The 16,406-nt window shown below is 73.8% G+C and carries 14 protein-coding genes; 4 read left to right on the forward strand and 10 right to left on the reverse strand.

Going from position 1 to position 16,406, the window contains the following annotated elements; translation table 11 throughout:
* Window positions 1-149: 149 nt before the first annotated feature.
* Window positions 150-554 carry a VOC family protein gene (locus K7B10_RS26925; RefSeq protein ID WP_229339873.1) on the forward strand — a complete coding sequence of 135 codons (405 nt, stop codon included), beginning with the start codon at window positions 150-152 and terminating at the stop codon, window positions 552-554.
* Between the two features lie 7 nt (window positions 555-561).
* Here K7B10_RS26925 and nirD read toward each other — a convergent pair whose 3' ends face one another.
* Genes nirD through K7B10_RS26940 form a run of 3 tightly spaced genes read right to left on the reverse strand, consistent with a single transcriptional unit; the run spans window position 562 to window position 4,765 of the window.
* Window positions 562-906 carry a nitrite reductase small subunit NirD gene (gene nirD / locus K7B10_RS26930; RefSeq protein WP_229339875.1) on the reverse strand — a complete coding sequence of 115 codons (345 nt, stop codon included), beginning with the start codon at window positions 904-906 and terminating at the stop codon, window positions 562-564.
* On the reverse strand, window positions 903-3,479 hold the full coding sequence (nirB, locus tag K7B10_RS26935) for a nitrite reductase large subunit NirB (protein ID WP_229339877.1): 2,577 nt from the start codon (window positions 3,477-3,479) through the stop codon (window positions 903-905). Before nirB ends, nirD begins: the two co-directional genes overlap by 4 nt.
* A 2-nt stretch (window positions 3,480-3,481) precedes the next feature.
* Window positions 3,482-4,765: an NAD(P)/FAD-dependent oxidoreductase gene (locus K7B10_RS26940; RefSeq protein WP_229339878.1), complete on the reverse strand. Its 1,284-nt coding sequence runs from the start codon at window positions 4,763-4,765 to the stop codon at window positions 3,482-3,484.
* Between the two features lie 168 nt (window positions 4,766-4,933).
* Between K7B10_RS26940 and K7B10_RS40950 the strand changes: the two genes are divergently transcribed.
* Together K7B10_RS40950 and K7B10_RS26955 are read left to right on the forward strand one after the other, a co-directional pair.
* A complete protein-coding gene (locus tag K7B10_RS40950) occupies window positions 4,934-6,229 on the forward strand; it encodes a ferredoxin reductase family protein (RefSeq protein ID WP_308284640.1) in 1,296 nt (431 codons plus the stop codon).
* A 463-nt stretch (window positions 6,230-6,692) separates the two neighbouring features.
* Window positions 6,693-7,469: a sulfite exporter TauE/SafE family protein gene (locus K7B10_RS26955; protein ID WP_030862587.1), complete on the forward strand. Its 777-nt coding sequence runs from the start codon at window positions 6,693-6,695 to the stop codon at window positions 7,467-7,469.
* Here K7B10_RS26955 and K7B10_RS26960 read toward each other — a convergent pair.
* From K7B10_RS26960 to K7B10_RS26975, 4 genes are all read right to left on the reverse strand, one after another.
* Complete coding sequence (locus K7B10_RS26960) at window positions 7,441-8,121, reverse strand: class F sortase (protein WP_229339880.1); 681 nt, start codon at window positions 8,119-8,121, stop codon at window positions 7,441-7,443. The two genes, K7B10_RS26955 and K7B10_RS26960, sit on opposite strands and share 29 nt — an antisense overlap.
* A gap of 150 nt (window positions 8,122-8,271) precedes the next feature.
* On the reverse strand, window positions 8,272-8,814 hold the full coding sequence (locus K7B10_RS26965) for a GVDTG sorting domain-containing protein (protein ID WP_229339882.1): 543 nt from the start codon (window positions 8,812-8,814) through the stop codon (window positions 8,272-8,274).
* A gap of 193 nt (window positions 8,815-9,007) precedes the next feature.
* Window positions 9,008-10,282, reverse strand: a complete 1,275-nt coding sequence (locus tag K7B10_RS26970; protein WP_229339884.1) for an ATP-binding protein — start codon at window positions 10,280-10,282, stop codon at window positions 9,008-9,010.
* Entirely contained in the window at window positions 10,279-10,986 is a 708-nt protein-coding gene (locus tag K7B10_RS26975) for a hypothetical protein (protein WP_229339886.1), read from the reverse strand. The genes K7B10_RS26970 and K7B10_RS26975 overlap by 4 nt, the downstream gene beginning before the upstream one ends.
* 249 nt (window positions 10,987-11,235) lie before the next feature.
* Here K7B10_RS26975 and K7B10_RS26980 point away from each other — a divergent pair, with 249 nt between their 5' ends.
* The gene (locus tag K7B10_RS26980; RefSeq protein ID WP_229339888.1) at window positions 11,236-11,655 is read left to right on the forward strand and encodes a gamma-glutamylcyclotransferase family protein; all 420 of its coding nucleotides are present in this window, start codon (window positions 11,236-11,238) and stop codon (window positions 11,653-11,655) included.
* Window positions 11,656-11,685: 30 nt separating this feature from the next.
* On the opposite strand, the gene dnaG is transcribed toward K7B10_RS26980, so the two are convergent.
* From dnaG to K7B10_RS26995, 3 genes are all read right to left on the reverse strand, one after another.
* Window positions 11,686-13,605, reverse strand: coding sequence for a DNA primase (gene dnaG / locus K7B10_RS26985; RefSeq protein ID WP_229339890.1), 1,920 nt, complete (start codon window positions 13,603-13,605; stop codon window positions 11,686-11,688).
* A gap of 54 nt (window positions 13,606-13,659) precedes the next feature.
* Entirely contained in the window at window positions 13,660-14,925 is a 1,266-nt protein-coding gene (locus tag K7B10_RS26990) for an NAD(P)/FAD-dependent oxidoreductase (protein WP_229339892.1), read from the reverse strand.
* Window positions 14,926-15,018: 93 nt separating this feature from the next.
* Entirely contained in the window at window positions 15,019-16,368 is a 1,350-nt protein-coding gene (locus K7B10_RS26995) for a deoxyguanosinetriphosphate triphosphohydrolase (RefSeq protein WP_229339894.1), read from the reverse strand.
* Window positions 16,369-16,406: the final 38 nt, after the last annotated feature.

The raw sequence follows: 16,406 nt of genomic DNA on the forward strand, positions 1-16,406 counted from the left end.
TGCGTAAACGCACCCCGCCCGGCGGCCCGCGGCGAAGGGGCGGCGCGGTTTCCGGAAAACTTCCGCGGGAGCGATGAGTTTTCCCGGTGCCCCCGGTCTATCTCTCGAAAGCGCACACGAGACGCACACACGAGAGAAGAGGGACCGAGATGCCCACCATGATCTTCGTCAACCTGCCGGTCAAGGACATCGAGGCCGCCAAGGCGTTCTGGGGCAAGCTCGGCTACTCCTTCAACCCCCAGTTCAGCGACGAGCAGACCGGCTGCCTGGTCATCAGCGACACGATCTTCGCGATGCTCATGACCGAGGCCCGCTTCAAGGACTTCGCGACCAAGGAGGTCGCGGACGCCACCAAGACCACCGAGGTGATGCTCGCCCTGAGCGCGGAGAGCCGGGAGCAGGTCGACGAGGTGGTCGGCGCCGCCCTCGACGCGGGCGCCACCGAGCCCCGCCCGGCCCAGGACCTCGGCTTCATGTACGGCCGAGCCTTCGAGGACCTGGAAGGCCACGTCTGGGAGTACGTCTGGATGGACCCGGCCGCCGTCCAGGGCTGATGCCCCGCTACGCCACGGCGGCCGAGGTCACGGCGGTCCGCACCGGGTAGGTCCGGACCGCCTCCGCCTCGTCGTCCAGGCAGCGCCCCGAGACGAGGTCGAAGCGCTGCTTCAGCAGCGGCGAGGCGACGAAGGGCCTGCCCTCCGCGCACCCGACCAGCCCCCGCGAGAGCACGGCCGCCCCGGTGAACGGATCCCGGTTGTCGATGGCGTACGTACGCCCCGACCGGTCGATGAACACCGCGGCCTGGCCCCCGTCGGGCAGCAGGACCGCCACCCCCCGCCCGGGGGTCAGGTCGGACAGTTCGCACACCGTCAGCCAGCCTTCGCTCACGTGCAGTTCCACGGTCATCGGGTGCCTCCCACGGCCTCCAGCGGCCGGATGTCGAGAATGGTCAGGTCGGGCTTGACCTGGTCGCGTTCGGGGACGAACTTCACGGTCGGGTCGGGGGCGCCGGGCGCGTTCACGAAGGACACGAACCGGCGCAGCCGCTCCGGGTCCTGCAGGGTCTCGGCCCATTCGTCGCGGTAGTGGGCCACGTGGTCGGCCATCAGCGACTCCAGCTCCGCGCACAGCCCGAGCGAGTCGTGCACGACCACGTCCCGCAGGTGGTCCAGGCCGCCCTCCAGCCGGTCCAGCCAGGTGGAGGTGCGCTCCAGCCGGTCCGCCGTGCGGATGTAGAACATCAGGAACCGGTCGATGAGCCGGACCAGTTCGGCGTCCGACAGGTCCTGGGCCAGCAGGTCCGCGTGGCGCGGGGTGGCCCCGCCGTTGCCGCCGACGTAGAGGTTCCAGCCGTTGGCCGTCGCGATGACCCCGAAGTCCTTGCTCTGCGCCTCCGCGCACTCGCGGGCGCAGCCGGAGACCGCCGACTTGAGCTTGTGGGGGGCGCGCAGGCCCCGGTAGCGCAGCTCCAGGTCGATGGCCATGCGGACGGAGTCCTGGACTCCGTACCGGCACCAGGTCTGGCCCACGCATGACTTCACCGTGCGCAGGGCCTTGCCGTATGCGTGCCCGGACTCGAAGCCGGCCTCCACGAGCCGGGCCCAGATCCGCGGGAGCTGGTCCACGCTGGCCCCGAAGAGGTCGATGCGCTGGCCTCCGGTGATCTTCGTGTAGAGCCCGAAGTCGCGGGCCACCTCGCCGATCACGATGAGCTTGTCGGGGGTGATCTCACCGCCCGGAATGCGCGGGACGACCGAGTACGAGCCGTTGCGCTGCAGGTTCGCGAGAAAGTGGTCGTTGGTGTCCTGGAGGGCGGCCTGCTCCCCGTCGAGGACGTAGCCGCTCGCGCCGAGGGTGGGGGCGAGCGAGGCGATGATCGAGCCGACCGTCGGCTTGCAGACCTCGCAGCCGTCGCCGCCCCGGGCCGCCTCCCGGCCGTGGCCGTCGAGGAGCTGCTCGTACGAGGTCAGCCGGCGGGTGCGGACGATCTCGTAGAGCTCGGCGCGGGTGAAGGGGAAGCAGCCGCACAGCCCCTTGTCGGCGGCCGCGGGCAGCAGCTGGCCGATCATCTTGACGCAGCTGCCGCAGCCGGTGCCCGCCTTGGTGCACTGCTTGACCTCAGGGAGGGTCGAACAGGCGGTGATCGCCTTCTTGGTGACGTTGTGGCAGGAGCAGATCACCGCGGAGTCGGGCAGTGCCGACGGGCCGAGTGCGACGGGCGCGCCGAGGCCGGCGGGCAGGACCAGCTGGTCGGGGCTGACCGGCGGGACGCTGCCGGTGAGCGGGCGGAGCAGGCCGTACGACTCGGCGTCGCCGACCAGGACCCCGCCGAGCAGGACCCCGTCGGGGGAGACGACCAGCTTCTTGTAGACCCCGGAGCGGGAGTCGGAGTAGATGACGTCGAGGCTGCCGGGGGCCGCGCCGTGGGCGTCGCCGAAGGAGGCCACGTCCACGCCGAGCAGCTTGAGCTTGGTGGAGAGGTCGGCTCCGGTGAACTCCTTGTCCCGGCCCAGGAGGTCTTCGGCGGCCGTCTCGGCCATCTCGTACCCGGGGCCGACCAGCCCGTACACCCGGCCGTCGGCGGCCAGCGCGCACTCGCCGATGGCGTAGACGCGCGGGTCGGAGGTGCGGCAGCGGGAGTCGACGCCGATGCCGCCGCGCTCGCCGACGGTCAGGCCCGAGGCGCGGGCGAGGTGGTCGCGGGGGCGGACCCCGGCGGAGAAGACGACGAGGTCGGTGTCGACGGTGGAGCCGTCGGAGAGCCGCATGCCGCTGACGGAGCCGTCGGCTCCGGTGAGCACCTCCTGGGTGCCGACGCCGGTGTGGACGGTCAGCCCCATCGACTCGATGGTGCGCAGCAGGGCCGCGCCGCCGCCGTCGTCGACCTGGACGGGCATCAGGCGCGGGGCGAACTCCACGACGCGGGTGGCGAGGCCCAGACCCTTGAGGGCGCCGGCCGCCTCCAGCCCGAGGAGCCCGCCGCCGACGACCGCGCCGCTGGGGGTTCCCCCGGACGAAGTCTGGGGGAGGGTCTTCGCGTACTCCTCGATCGCGAGCAGGTCCTCGATGGTGCGGTAGACGAAGCAGCCGGGGGCGTCCTTGCCGGGGACGGGCGGCACGAAGGGGTAGCTGCCGGTCGCGAGGACGAGGACGTCGTACGGGAACACCCGCCCGGAGCGGGAGGTGACGGTGCGGGCGTCGCGGTCGACGGACTCGGCGGGGTCGCCGAGGTGCAGCTCGATCCCGTGCCGCTCCATGAACCCGGCGGGGGTGAGGGAGAGGTCCTCGGGGGTGCTGCCGGAGAAGTACGAGGTGAGGTGCACGCGGTCGTAGGCGGGCCGGGGCTCCTCGCAGAGCACGGTGATCCGGTGCGTGGCGGTGGCCCCGCGCTCGGCGAGGGCCTCCAGGTAGCGCTGGCCGACCATGCCGTGACCGATGAGCACGATGGCGGGGGTGGGCGTGGGCGTGGCTGCGGCCATGATCAGGAGCCTCCGTCGTCGGTGAGCAGGTGGAACAGGTCGGTCAGGGACTCGGCGTCCTCCCAGCTGCGGGCGAGGGCGCCCACGGTGGAGAGTTCGCCGAGGAGGACCCCGCCGACGAGGCGGTCGCCGCGGACGACGACCTTCCGGTAGGTCCGGCGGGTGGCGTCGGCGAGGCGGACCACGTCGTCACCGGGGAGCGGGGTGGTCTCGCCGAAGGCGGCGAGGTCGAGCGGGCCGGGGCCGCCGGGAGCGGTGGCGGTGCCTGCGGCGGTGCCGAGGGTGAGGCGGGTGAGGGCGCGGGTTCCGGTGTATCCGGGGGCGGCCCCGCCGGTGGTGGCGCCCAGCTGCTCCGCCAGGGCGTCGGCCTGTTCCAGCGCGGGGCCCGCGAGGCCGTACACCCGGCCGGCGTGCTCGGCGCAGTCGCCGATGGCGTGGATCCGGGGGTCGCTGGTCCGCAGCCGGTCGTCCACCACGATCCCGGTGCGTACGTCGAGCCCGGCGGCGAGCGCGAGCCCGGTCCGGGGCCGCACGCCGCAGGCCAGTACGACGACATCCGCGTCGAGCCGGTATCCGTCGGCGAACTCGACTCCGGTGACGCGCCGGCCGCCCGCCCCCCGCGCCTTCGTCGTCAGGCCGCGGACCCGGCACCCGGTGTGGATTTCGATGCCGAGGGTGGTCAGGTGGGCGTGCAGCAGTGCCGAGGCGTCGGCGTCGAGCTGGCGCTCCATCAGTCGTTCGCCCTGCTGGGCCAGGACCACCTGGGCACCGCGCTCGGCCAGGGCGCGGGCCGCGGAGACGCCGAGGAGGCCGCCGCCGATCACCACGGCGCGCACGCCGGACCCCGCGGCCACCGCGGCCGTCAGGGCGAGGCAGTCGTCCATGGTGCGGAACGCGTGGACCCCGTCGGGGAGTTCCCGCCCCATCGGCTCGAACAGCCCGCGCAGCGGCGGGAGGACCGCGTTCGAGCCCGTGGCCAGCACCAGCGCGTCGTACTGCTCGGTGCTGCCGTCGTCGCAGTGGACCGTCCGGTCGGCGCGGTCGACGCGGACCGCGCGGACGCCCCGCCGCAGTGCCGGGCCGGGGTCGGGGAGGGCGGTCACCTCCGGTGCGTACCGGCCCGCGAGGACCTCCGCCAGCAGCACCCGGTTGTACGGAACGTGCGACTCCTCGCCGAGGACCGTCACCTCCGTACGCGCACCGTCCCGCGCGCCCAGCCGTGCGGCGAGCCGCAGGCCCGCGAGGCCGCCGCCGATCACCACCACACGCTGCTGTTCCGAGGTCATGGCACGAGCGTGCGCGTTCGCTGTTTCCCCGCCGCATCGCCGTTGTTACCCGGACGGAACGCGCACCTCAGCGCCCGGGTTAAGGGTCGGTGAGGCGTCCCTCAAGGGCGGCTTAAGGATGCGTTCGGGCAGGTCGGCGGGGTTCGGACCGCCCTTAGCGTGATCCTCGTGCGAGATGCGGCGGTGCGGGTCAGGGGCGGGATGCTCGGCGGTGCGGGGCTGGTGGCGCTGCTGTGGGCGGCCCAGGTGCGGCCCTCCGCGCGGCTCGACGCGCTGTTCGCGACCGCCGCGCATCTGACCGGCCTGCTCGCCGGGTACGGCGTTCTCGTACTGCTCTTCCTGATGGCCAGGGTGCCCGCCGTCGAGCACGGGGTCGGCGCCGACCGGCTCGCCCGCTGGCACGCGCGGGGCGGCCGGCACGTGCTGCTGCTCTGCCTCGGGCACGCCCTCTTCGCCCTGTGCGGATACGCGGTCCACGAGGGCGTCGACGTGGTCTCCGCCGTCCGGGACCTGTTCGGCTACCCGGCGGTGGCCGCCGCCTTCGCCGGGACGGCCCTGCTGGCCGCCGTCGGGGTGAGCTCCGCCCGGGCCGTACGCCGCCGGGTCAGTCACGAAACCTGGCGCGGGGTGCACCTCCTCGTCTATCTCGCGGCCTCCCTGGCCTTCGGCCACCAGCTCGCCGGGCCCGATCTCGCCCTGACCGGCTGGTTCTGGGCCCTCGCCCACGCCACCGTGGCCGTCCTGCTGGTCTGGTACCGGGCCGTGGTCCCCGTACGGCAGGCCCTGCGGCACGCGCTGCGGGTCGCCGAGGTGCGGGCCGAGGGGCCCGGAGTGGTCTCCGTCGTCGTGTACGGGGAGCACCTGGCGGAATTGCGCGCGGAGCCGGGCCAGTTCCTGCGCTGGCGGTTCCTGCAGCGCCGCCTGTGGCGCACCGCCCTGCCGTTCTCGCTGTCCGCGCCGGTCCAGGGCCACGCCCTGCGGATCACCGTGAAGGCGCTCGGCGGGCACTCCCGCCGGATCCGCCGGCTGCGCCCCGGGACCAGGGTCATCGCCACCGGGCCGTTCGGCGCGCTCACCGCCGCCCGGCGGACCCGGCCCAAGGTGCTGCTGATCGGGGGCGGGGTCGGCATCACGCCGATGCGGGCGCTGTTCGAGACGCTGCCCGGCGGGCCGGGGGAGATCACCCTGCTCTACCGGGCCGGGACCGCGGAGCACCTGGTGCTGCGCTCGGAGCTGGAGGCCATCGCCGCCGAGCGGCAGGCCGGGCTGCACTACCTGCTCGGGTCCTCCGACGCCGCCTACGATCCGCTGGCCCCGCAGGCGCTGCTCGCGCTGGTGCCGGACCTGACCGAGCGCGACGTCTACCTCTGCGGTCCGCCGGGGATGGCCGAGGCGACGCAGGGCGCGCTGCTGCGGGCCGGGGTGCCGGCCGGGCGCATCCATGCGGAGTGCTTCAGCTTCTGAACCCGACTTCTGAACCCGACTTCTGACCCTGACTTCTGACCGCGAATTCCGACCGCGACGTCCGACCCCGACCCGCACGTGATTCCGAGAGGCCGCCGCGCCATGCGTCACCCGCTGCACGTCCCCCTGTCCGTACCGGTCGGGGGCGCCACCTCCGCGTCTCTGCAGGCGCCCGCGCCCGTGTCCGTGCCCGCGGCCGTGCCGGCTGCCCGGCACCGGGGGCCCCGGCGGCCCTCCGCCCTGCGGGCGGGCGCGACCGCGCTGGCCGCCGTACCGCCCGCGCGGCGGCTCGTGGCCGGGCTCGGGCTGGCCAGTGTGCTGGCCGCGACGGCGCTGACGGCGACCGTGAATCCGGCCGCGCCGGTGGCCCCGGACCGGGTGCCGGCCCGGCAAAGCTCAACGTTTGCGCAAGTTTCCGGAGATTGATGGTTGCTGCACCCATCGGTTCCATAAGGTCGTGGCCGTGCCTGACATATCAACGACCATGATCATCGTGCTGTGCGTGGCCGCCGCCGCGGCCGGCTGGATCGACGCGGTGGTGGGCGGCGGCGGACTGCTGCTCCTTCCCGCCCTGCTCCTCGGTCTGCCGAACGCGCACCCCGCCGCGGTGCTCGGCACCAACAAGGCCGTGGCCATCGTCGGCACCGCGGGCGCCGCGGTGACGTACGCGCGCAAGGCGCCGGTGGACGTGAAGCTCGCCGTCCGGATCGGCATCGCCGCGCTCGCCGGATCCATGGGCGGCGCCGCGCTGGCCGGCGGGATCAGCAAGGACACGATGCGCCCGCTCATCATGGGCGTGCTCGTGGTCGTCGCGGGCATCGTGATCTTCAAGCCCGGCTTCGGCACCGCCCCTTCGACCGCGCCCGTCAGCCGGCAGCGGGTGCTGCTCGCCATCGGGCTCGCCGGCCTCGGCATCGGCTTCTACGACGGGCTCATCGGGCCCGGCACCGGCACCTTCCTGGTGCTCGCCCTGACCGCGCTGCTCCACCTCGACCTGGTCACCGCCTCCGCGACCGCCAAGATCGTCAACTGCTGCACGAACGCCGGGGCGCTCGCGATGTTCGCCTACCAGGGCATGGTGCTGTGGCAGCTGGCCGCGCTGATGGCGGCGTTCAACCTGGCCGGAGGCATGGTCGGTGCGCGGATGGCGCTGAAGAAGGGCAGCGGGTTCGTCCGCGGTGTGCTGCTGACGGTGGTCGCGGCGCTGGTGGTCAAGCTCGGCCTGGAGCAGTGGGGCTGACGGGCCGCCCGGTCGCGGCGCCGTCCGGTTCCCGGTACGTGCCGGTGAGGTGGGCGAAGACGACCACGTTGCCCCGGTAGCCGGTTCGCGGCGAGAAGCCCCCGCCGCAGGTGATCACGCGGAGCTCCGCGCGCGGGGAGGGCCCGTACACGCGGGAGTCGGGGAAGCGGTCGGCTTCGTACACCTCGACCGCGTGGACGGTGAACACGGCCGTACGTCCGTCCGCGCGCGGCACCTCGATCGAGGCTCCGCGGTGCAGCGCGCCCAGGTGGTAGAAGACCGCCGGGCCCGTGGCGTGGTCGACGTGGCCGACGACGACGGCGGTGCCGGCCGCGCCGGGGGTGGTGCCGTCCCGGTACCAGCCCGCCAGGTCGCGGCGGGCGGGCGGCGGCACCTCGATGCTGCCGTCGGGGCCGAGCCCCAGCCCGGTCAGCGGAGCGTCCACCCGGATGGACGGGATCCGGATCCGGGTGGGCGGGGAGCCGGGGAGCGGGTCGATGCTGCCGGGGTAGTGCGCCCGCGTGCCGAGCGCGTCGGCGGGGGAGGGCAGCGGGGGGCCGGTCGACTGGTCGGAGCCGCTGCAGACGAGCCAGACGCCGACGCAGGCGGCGAGCGCGACGAGCCCGCCGCGGCCGGCCTGGCCTCTGCCCATGGGTGCCCCCTGGCGGTGTGATCCGGGTCCGTGTTCCGTGCTCCGTACGGCAGGCCGTCGCCCGGCCCCGCGAACGGGGGGGACCTCGCGGGGCCGGGCGACGGGGGACGGTACCGGTCGGACCGCGGCCGAAGCCGCGGTGGGCGCCCGTCAGCTCCGCGTGCCGCTCGCCCGGCGACGCAGGAACCAGGTACCGCCGACGGCGGCCGCGGCCAGCACGACCGCTCCCGCCGTGATCTTGGTGGGGTCGACGGTGGTGGTCGTCGCGCCACCCACCCCGGTGTGGACGTGGCCCTTGGGGCCGCGCTCGGTGACGACCAGGTCGCCGCTGGCGAACTTGCCGTCGGCGCAGGTCGCGCCGATGTTGTAGGTGCCCGGGCGGATGCCGCGGGCGATCTGGAACTGCCCGACGACCACCTCTTTGTGGGTGCCGGGGACCAGCTTGAAGCGGCCGCCCCCGACGGTGGTGGCATCGCCGTCGGCGTGACTGCCCGTGCCGCAGGCGGTGGTGTTCACGGTGACACTGGCTCCGGGAACGGCATTTTTCGGCCAAACTTCGAGCTTCGCGAAGTCGCCGGGTGCGAAGCCCGCGGTGCCGAGCTCCGCGGCGGCGACCGCCCCGGCGACCGGGCCCGTGAACGCGGCGGCGGTCAGCGCGGTGGCGGTGAGCACGTGGGCGGTGCGTCGGCGCATGAGGGCTCCTGGAGACACGGGGTCGTGTTCCCGAGGAAACCCTGCCCGGCCGCCGCCCGCCTGCTGATGTTCCGTCAGATCGAGGTGGATGGTTGTCGTTTCCGCAGGTCACCGCCACACCTTCGGCCGTTCGGGCGCGGCACGCCGTCCGGGTGAGCGCGATCCCCGGCCCGGGGCGCGCGGCCGCCCCCGCTCACACCACGGGCAGGGTCACCGTCGCCGCCGCGCCCGCCGGAGCCGGGTTCGACAGGGTCACCCGAGCCCCGATCACCCGGGCCTGGCCGAACGCGATCGTCAGGCCCAGCCCCGTCCCCTGCCCCCGCTCGGCCGCGCCCGTCAGGAACCGCTGCGGCCCCTCCCGCAGCAGCTTCGCCGGGAAGCCCGGACCGAAGTCCCGTACCGTCACCGCGTTCGCGCACACCGTCACCGTGACCGGCTCCCGGCCGTGCCGCCCGGCATTGACCAGCAAGTTCGTCAGGATCCGCTCCAGGCGCCGGGCATCCGTACGGACCACCGCCGGGTCGTCCCCGCCGACCACCTGCGCCGCCACCCCCGACCGCCGCGTGATCGTCGCGACCAGCGGACCGAGCGCGTGCGCCCCCAGCTGCGCCTCCTCCCGGCGCGCGTCCAGCCGCGCCACCTCCAGCAGGTCCTCGGTCAGCGTCCGCAGCGCCGCGACCCGGTTCCGGACCAGCTCCGTCGGCCGTCCCGTCGGCAGCAGCTCGGCCGCGGTGTGCAGCCCCGTCAGCGGCGTCCGCAGCTCGTGCGCCACGTCCGCCGTGAACCGCTGCTCCGCCTCCAGCCGCTGCTGGAGACTGGCCGCCATCGTGTCGACCGCCGAGGACAGCTCGGCCACCTCGTTGCGGGTCCCCGGCGCGCCCGACGTCCCGATCCGCGCGTCCAGTTCGCCCTCGCTGATGCGGCGGGCCGTCTCCGCCGCCGTCCGCAGGTCCTTGCTGAGCCGGCTCGCCATCAGCGCGCCGCCGATCGCCGCGAGCGTCACGACCCCGGCCCCGGAAGCCACCAGCTGCTGGTCCAGTTCCACCAGTTCGGCCTGCTCCCCGGTCAGCGACCGCCGTACGGACAGCACCTGGTTCCCGCCGACCGGGCGCGCCGCCCACACCGCCGGATCCGGCCCGGACAGGTCGAGGTAGGTGGTGCGCTGCCCCGCGAGGGCGGCCCGGCGCAGCGGTCCCGGCAGCCCCGGGCAGTCGATCCGCGCCTCCGCCTCGCCGACCTTGTCCTCGTCCAGCCGCCCCGTGAGCTCGTACACCTGGCGCACCCGGACGAGCTGCGCGAGCGCGCTCTCCCGGGCCGCGTCGGCCACCTGGTGGGCCCGTGCCTCGTGGATCAGTACACCGATCGTCGCCGCGACCAGCGAGCAGCCGACCGCGAGCAGGATCGAGATCTTCCACCGCAGGCCGAGGGCCCGCAGGAGGTGGCGGCAGCGGATCAGTGAGCGCTTCACTCGCACACCTGGCCGTACCTGTCGGTACGCCTCGGCTGCGGGGTCCGGTCGCTTTCGCAGCCCGGCAGGGACTTGCTGTAGCGCCGTTCGTCGCTGACGACCCGCATCCGCTCACCGTCCCAGTGATAGCGGACGGCCTGCTCGGAGCCGTCGTCGGCGGCGGTGCGCAGCAGGAGGTCGCCGCCGATGGTCTCGACGGCCGGCCGGCGGCCGATGGTGAAGAGGATGGGGACGATCCGGGTCCCTTCCGCGGTGTACACGGTCAACGCGGTGCGCCCCGTCTCCGCGTCGGCGGCGACGATCAGCTCCTGGCTCCCGTCGCCCGTGAGGTCGCGGAAGACGGGCGGGCGCATGCCGACCTTGCCGGGCGCGTTGATCCAGCCCTTCGCCGCGAACGCCTTCATCTGCTTGTCGGCGCGTACGACGTCCTGCACGTTCACCGTGGGCAGCCCGCCGGGCCCCACCTCGGGCGCGTTCTTCAGCGGTTGCGGCGGGGGCTCCCGGGTGCCGACCGGTTTTCCGGGCCCGGAGACGGAGTGGTCGGTCCACAGGGGCCAGAGCGACTCGGGCTGCGGCTGGGCCGACACGGGCGGCGCGGGCTCGCCGGCTCCGAGCCCTCCGGGCGCGGAGCAACCGCCGACGGCGAGCGCGCAGACGGCAGTGCACACGAGGGCGGCGGCGAGGGGGCGGGCGGGTCGGTTCATGAGGAGCCAAAAGGGTTCTGAGGCAGGACGATCCGACGGTAGACGGCGACGATCACGGGCACCGGGAGGTTGTGTAACAGCGGTGCGTACGGTGGAGGGGCGCAGGCAGAATCGGGACCAAAGTCCCGGACCGCGCACGGTCCGTCGTACCCGAGGGAGGGCCCCCGTGACATCAGCCGATCGGCCGCCGCAGCCGGCACAGGGCAGCGTGGGCCACCCGGCCCGGTTCGCCGCCGGGGTGACGGCCGGATGAGCGGCGAGCTCCCCTTCTTCGTGTACGGGACCCTGCGCCCGGGGGAGGTCAACCACGACCTGTTCCTGCGGGGCCGCACGGCCGCCGAGGAGCCCGCCCGGCTCCCGGACGCCCTGCTGTACGACGGCCCCGGCTACCCGTACGCCGTCCAGCACCCGGGGTCGGAGATCGTCGGCGAGCTGATCACCGCGGCGCCCGACGCGTACGGGAGGCTGCTGGCCGAACTGGACCGGCTGGAGGAGTACCACGGCCCCGACCGCCCGCTGAACGTCTACGACCGGGTGTGCCGGAACGCGGTCCGCCCGGACGGCACCCGGACCGCCGCCTGGGTCTACCTGGCGGCCCCGCTGCTGGCCCGCCGACTGCGCGAGTCCGGCACCGAGATACCGGGCGGCGACTGGTTCAGACGGAGTTAGGCAGGCTCCCGCGGACCCCGCCCCGCGGTGTCACAGGCCCTCGGCCCCGCGGTTGCGCAGGCGCTGCCCGTACTGCTGGAGGACCCAGAGCTCCTCCTGGACCGCCGCCAGCTGCTCCGGCGGGGCCTGGGTGCCCAGGCGCGCCATCGTGCCCTGGATCTCGTGGACCCGGCGGTCGACCGCGCGCAGCCGGACCTGGACCAGCTGGACCCCGGCGTAGACCTCGTCCACCGTCTTGGCGTGGATGGCCTCCACCGCCAGCTCGGTGACCAGGGCGCGCACCGTGTCGTTCGGCGCGGCGTCGCGGACCCGGGCCAGGTAGTCGTCGGTGCCCAGGGAGGCGCCGCCCGCGGCCTGGATGGCCTCGCGGACCGCCGCGTACGGCGGGGCGGTGAACTCGTCGACCCCGTACGCGTCGAAGGCCGGCGAGACCAGGGCCGGCCGCTGGAGCGCCAGCTTGAGCAGCTCGCGCTCGGTGCGGTGCGCGGGGCTGCGCAGGTTCAGCGCGGGTCCGCCGCCCACGGGTGCGCTCGCCGCCGGGGCCGCCTCGTACGGGGATGCCTGCGACGGCCGGCCGCGGCCCTGCTGCTGTCCGCCGGGCTGGTTGCCCCGCTCCCGCGCCCAGCGCGCCAGCTGCGCGACCCGCTTGACGACGAACTGCTCGTCGCGGATGCCGAGCATCCCCGCCAGCTGTACCGCCGACTCGTGCTGGATCGCGATGTTCTTGATGTTGGCGACGACCGGGGCCGCCTCGTCCAGCGCGGCCGCGCGGCCCGCCGGGTTCTCCAGGTTGTGCCGGGCCACGATGTGCCGCAGCGCGAACTCGAACAGCGGGGTACGGGCCTCGACCAGCCCGGACACCGCCGCGTCCCCCTGCGCCAGGCGCAGGTCGCAGGGGTCCATGCCGCCGGGGGCGATGGTGATGGAGGTTTCGGCGGCGAACTTCTGGTCGTCCTCGAAGGCGCGGAGCGCGGCCTTCTGGCCGGCCGCGTCGCCGTCGAAGGTGAAGATCACCTCGGCGGTCGCGTTGTCCATCAGCAGCCGGCGCAGGATCTTGATGTGGTCGCCGCCGAAAGCGGTGCCACACGTCGCGATCGCGGTCGTGACCCCCGCCATGTGGCAGGCCATCACGTCCGTGTAGCCCTCGACCACCACGGCCCGCGAGGTCCTCGCGATCTCCTTCTTCGCCAGGTCGATGCCGTACAGGACCTGGGACTTCTTGTAGATCGCCGTCTCGGGGGTGTTCAGGTACTTCGGCCCGTTGTCGTCGTCGCGCAGCTTGCGCGCGCCGAAACCGACCACCTCGCCGCTGATGTCGCGGATCGGCCACATCAGGCGACCGCGGAAGCGGTCGATGGGCTTGCCGCTGCGGCTGTCCTGGGCCAGGCCGGAGGTGATCAGCTCCTTGTCGCTGAAGCCCTTGCCGCGCAGGAAGCGGGTCAGGTGGTCCCAGCCCGCCGGGCTGTACCCGACGCTGAAGTGCTCGGCGGCCGCCTGGTCGAAGCCGCGCTCCGCCAGGAACCTGCGGCCGATCTCCGCCTCGGCGCCGCCCAGCTGTTCCACGTAGAACTGGGCGGCCGCCTTGTGGGCCTCGACGAGCCGGATGCGCTCTCCGCGGCCGCTGGTGCCGGCGGTGTACCCGCCCTCCTCGTACCGGAGGGTGATGCCGGCCTGTCCGGCGAGGCGCTCGACGGCTTCCGAGAACGACAGGTGGTCGATCTTCATGATGAAGTCGAGCGTGTCCCCGCCCGCCTGGCAGCCGAAGCAGTGGTAGAGACCCTTGCTCGGGCTGACCTGGAAGGACGGGGACTTCTCGTCGTGGAAGGGGCAGAGGCCCTTGAGGTTGCCGCCGCCCGCGTTGCGCAGCTGGAGGTAGTCGGAGACCACGGCGTCGATCGGGACCGCGTCCCGTACCGCCTTCACATCGTCGTCGTTGATCCGTCCTGCCACCCGTGAAGTCTACGGCCGTGCGCCCACAAACCCGTCAGACCCCCTGGGCACCCCCTACCCCTCCACCAGGGAGTCCAGCGGAACCGACGGGTCCGCAAGCGCCTCGCGGTTGACCGGCGCCTTCGACCGGATCAGGGCCTGGATGTGCTCGGTGACATCCCACACATTCACGTTCATCCCGGCCAGCACGCGCCCGTCCGACAGCCAGAAGGCGATGAACTCCCGCTTGGCCACGTCGCCGCGGATCAGCACCTGGTCGTAGCCGCCCGCCGGGGCGTACCCCGAGTACTCCAGGCCCACGTCGTACTGGTCGGAGAAGAAGTACGGCACCCGGTCGTACGCGACCTCCTGGCCCAGCATCGCCCTCGCCGCGGCCGGGCCGCCGTTGAGCGCGTTCGCCCAGTGCTCCACCCGCAGCCGGGTCCCGAGCAGCGGGTGGTGCGCCGCGGCCACGTCCCCGACGGCGAACACGTTCGGATCGCTGGTCCGCAGCGAGGCGTCCACGGCGATGCCACCGCCGTGCTGCCGGTCGACGAGGGCCAGCCCGGAGGTCTCGGCGAGCGCGGTGCGCGGAGCCGCCCCGATCGCCGAGAGCACGGCGTGCGCCGGGTGCTCCTCCCCGTCGTCGGTCCGGGCCGCGAGCACCATGCCGTCGTGCCCGACGATCTCGGTGAGCCGCGCGCCGAAGTGGAAGCGGACCCCGTGCTCCGCGTGCAGGTCCCCGAACAGCCGGCCGATCTCCGGGCCGAGCACCGCGTGCAGCGGGGTCGCCAGCGGCTCGACCACGGTGACCTCGGCCCCGTACCCGCGGGCCGCGGCGGCGACCTCCAGGCCGATCCACCCGGCGCCCGCGATCAGCAGGTGGCCGTTGTCCCGGCCGAGGGTGGCCAGGACACCCTTCAGCCGCTCGGCGTGGGCGAGCCGGCGCAGGTGGTGCACCCCGGCCAGCTCCGTGCCCGGGATGTCGAGGCGGCGCGGCTCGGCCCCGGTGGCCAGCAGCAGCTTGTCGTAGTGCAGCGCCGTGCCGTCACCGAGGACGACCTTGCGGGCCTCCCGGTCCAGCTGGACGGCGGGCTGGCCGAGGTGCAGCTCGATGTCCGCCTTCGCGTACCAGGACGGCTCGTGGACGAAGACGCTGTCGCGCTCCTCCTTGCCCTGGAGGTACCCCTTGGACAGCGGGGGCCGTTCGTAGGGATGGTCGCGCTCGTCGCCGACCAGGATCACCCGCCCCGTGAACCCCTCGGACCTCAGCGTCTCCGCCGCCTTGGCCCCGGCGAGCCCTGCGCCGACGATGACGAATGTCCGGTGTGCGTCGACCACCTGATGCCTCCTCATAACCTCTCCGCCACATGCGACCACATGCGAGCGTCCCGCACCGAGCCTGCCGCGTGAAGGGGGAATGGCCCGATCGGCTCACCCGACAGGGCGGCGCGTGCGCCGTGTGAGCCGGGCGTGCAGGGAGCGCGCGGAGGCGTCCGTGAGCGCCGCGATCTGGTCGATGACCGCGCGTTTGCGCGCTCTGTCGTCGGGCGCGGCGTCGAAGATCGCCCGGAACTGCGGGTCCAGCCCCTCGGGCGCCCGCGCGCTGAGGGCCTCGGCGAGTTCGGCCAGGACGATGCGCTGGTCGGCGCGCAGCCGTTCCTGCTCGTCGCGCTGCATCACGTACAGGTCGGCCACCGCCTTGAGGACCGCGCACTCGTTGCGCGCCTCGCGCGGGACGACCAGCTCGGCCGCGTACCGGGTCAGCCGGCCGGAGCCGAACGCCTCGCGGGTGGCGCCCTCGGCGGCCAGGCAGAACCGGCCGATCAGCTGGCTGGTGGCGTCCTTGAGGCGGGCCTGGGCGACGGCCGACCCGTCGTACCCGTGCGGCCACCACTCCTGTTCCATCAGCCGGTCGAGCGCCTCGCGCAGCTCCTCCGGCTCCGTGTCGGCCGGCACGTACCGGCCGATCGCGACCCGCCAGATGGCCGTGCGCTCGGGCTCGGCGAAGAGGAGGTTCGGGTCGAGGTGCCCGGCGTGCAGCCCGTCCTCGAAGTCGTGGACGGAGTACGCCACGTCGTCCGACCAGTCCATCACCTGGGCCTCGAAGCACTTGCGGTCCGCGGGCGCCCCGCGCCGCAGCCACTCGAAGACCGGCAGGTCGTCGTCGTACGCGCCGAACTTGACCGAGTCGGGGTCGGTGGGGTGGCCGCCGCGGGCCCAGGGGTACTTGGTGGCGGCGTCCAGGCAGGCGCGGGTGAGGTTGAGGCCGACGCTCACGAGCTCGCCGGTGGCCGGGTCGGGCACGAACCGCTTCGGCTCCAGGCGGGTCAGCAGGCGCAGCGACTGGGCGTTTCCCTCGAAGCCGCCGCAGTCCTTGGCGAACTCGTTCAGCGCCTCCTCGCCGTTGTGCCCGAAGGGCGGGTGGCCCATGTCGTGCGAGAGGCAGGCCGCCTCGACCAGGTCCGGATCGCAGCCGAGGGCCGCGCCCAGCTCGCGGCCGACCTGGGCGCACTCCAGGGAGTGCGTCAGGCGGGTACGGGGGCTGGCGTCCCAGTCGTACGAGCGGCTGCCCGGGGTGACCACCTGGGTCTTGCCGGCGAGGCGGCGCAGTGCGGCGGAGTGCAGCACGCGGGCCCGGTCGCGCTGGAAGGCGGTCCGGCCGGGGCGTTTGTCGGGCTCGGCGGCCCAGCGCTCGGTGTCGGACGCGTCGTACGGGGCGCCGGGGGCGTCCGGGTCGGGGTGCGGGAGGGGTGCGGTACCGGTGCGTTCCATGCCTTCCATGCTCAGACGGTAACCGGGAACACCGACAATGCGACCAA

Origin of the sequence: Streptomyces flavotricini (assembly GCF_020639365.1) — a bacterium.
Classification (GTDB): domain Bacteria; phylum Actinomycetota; class Actinomycetes; order Streptomycetales; family Streptomycetaceae; genus Streptomyces; species Streptomyces flavotricini.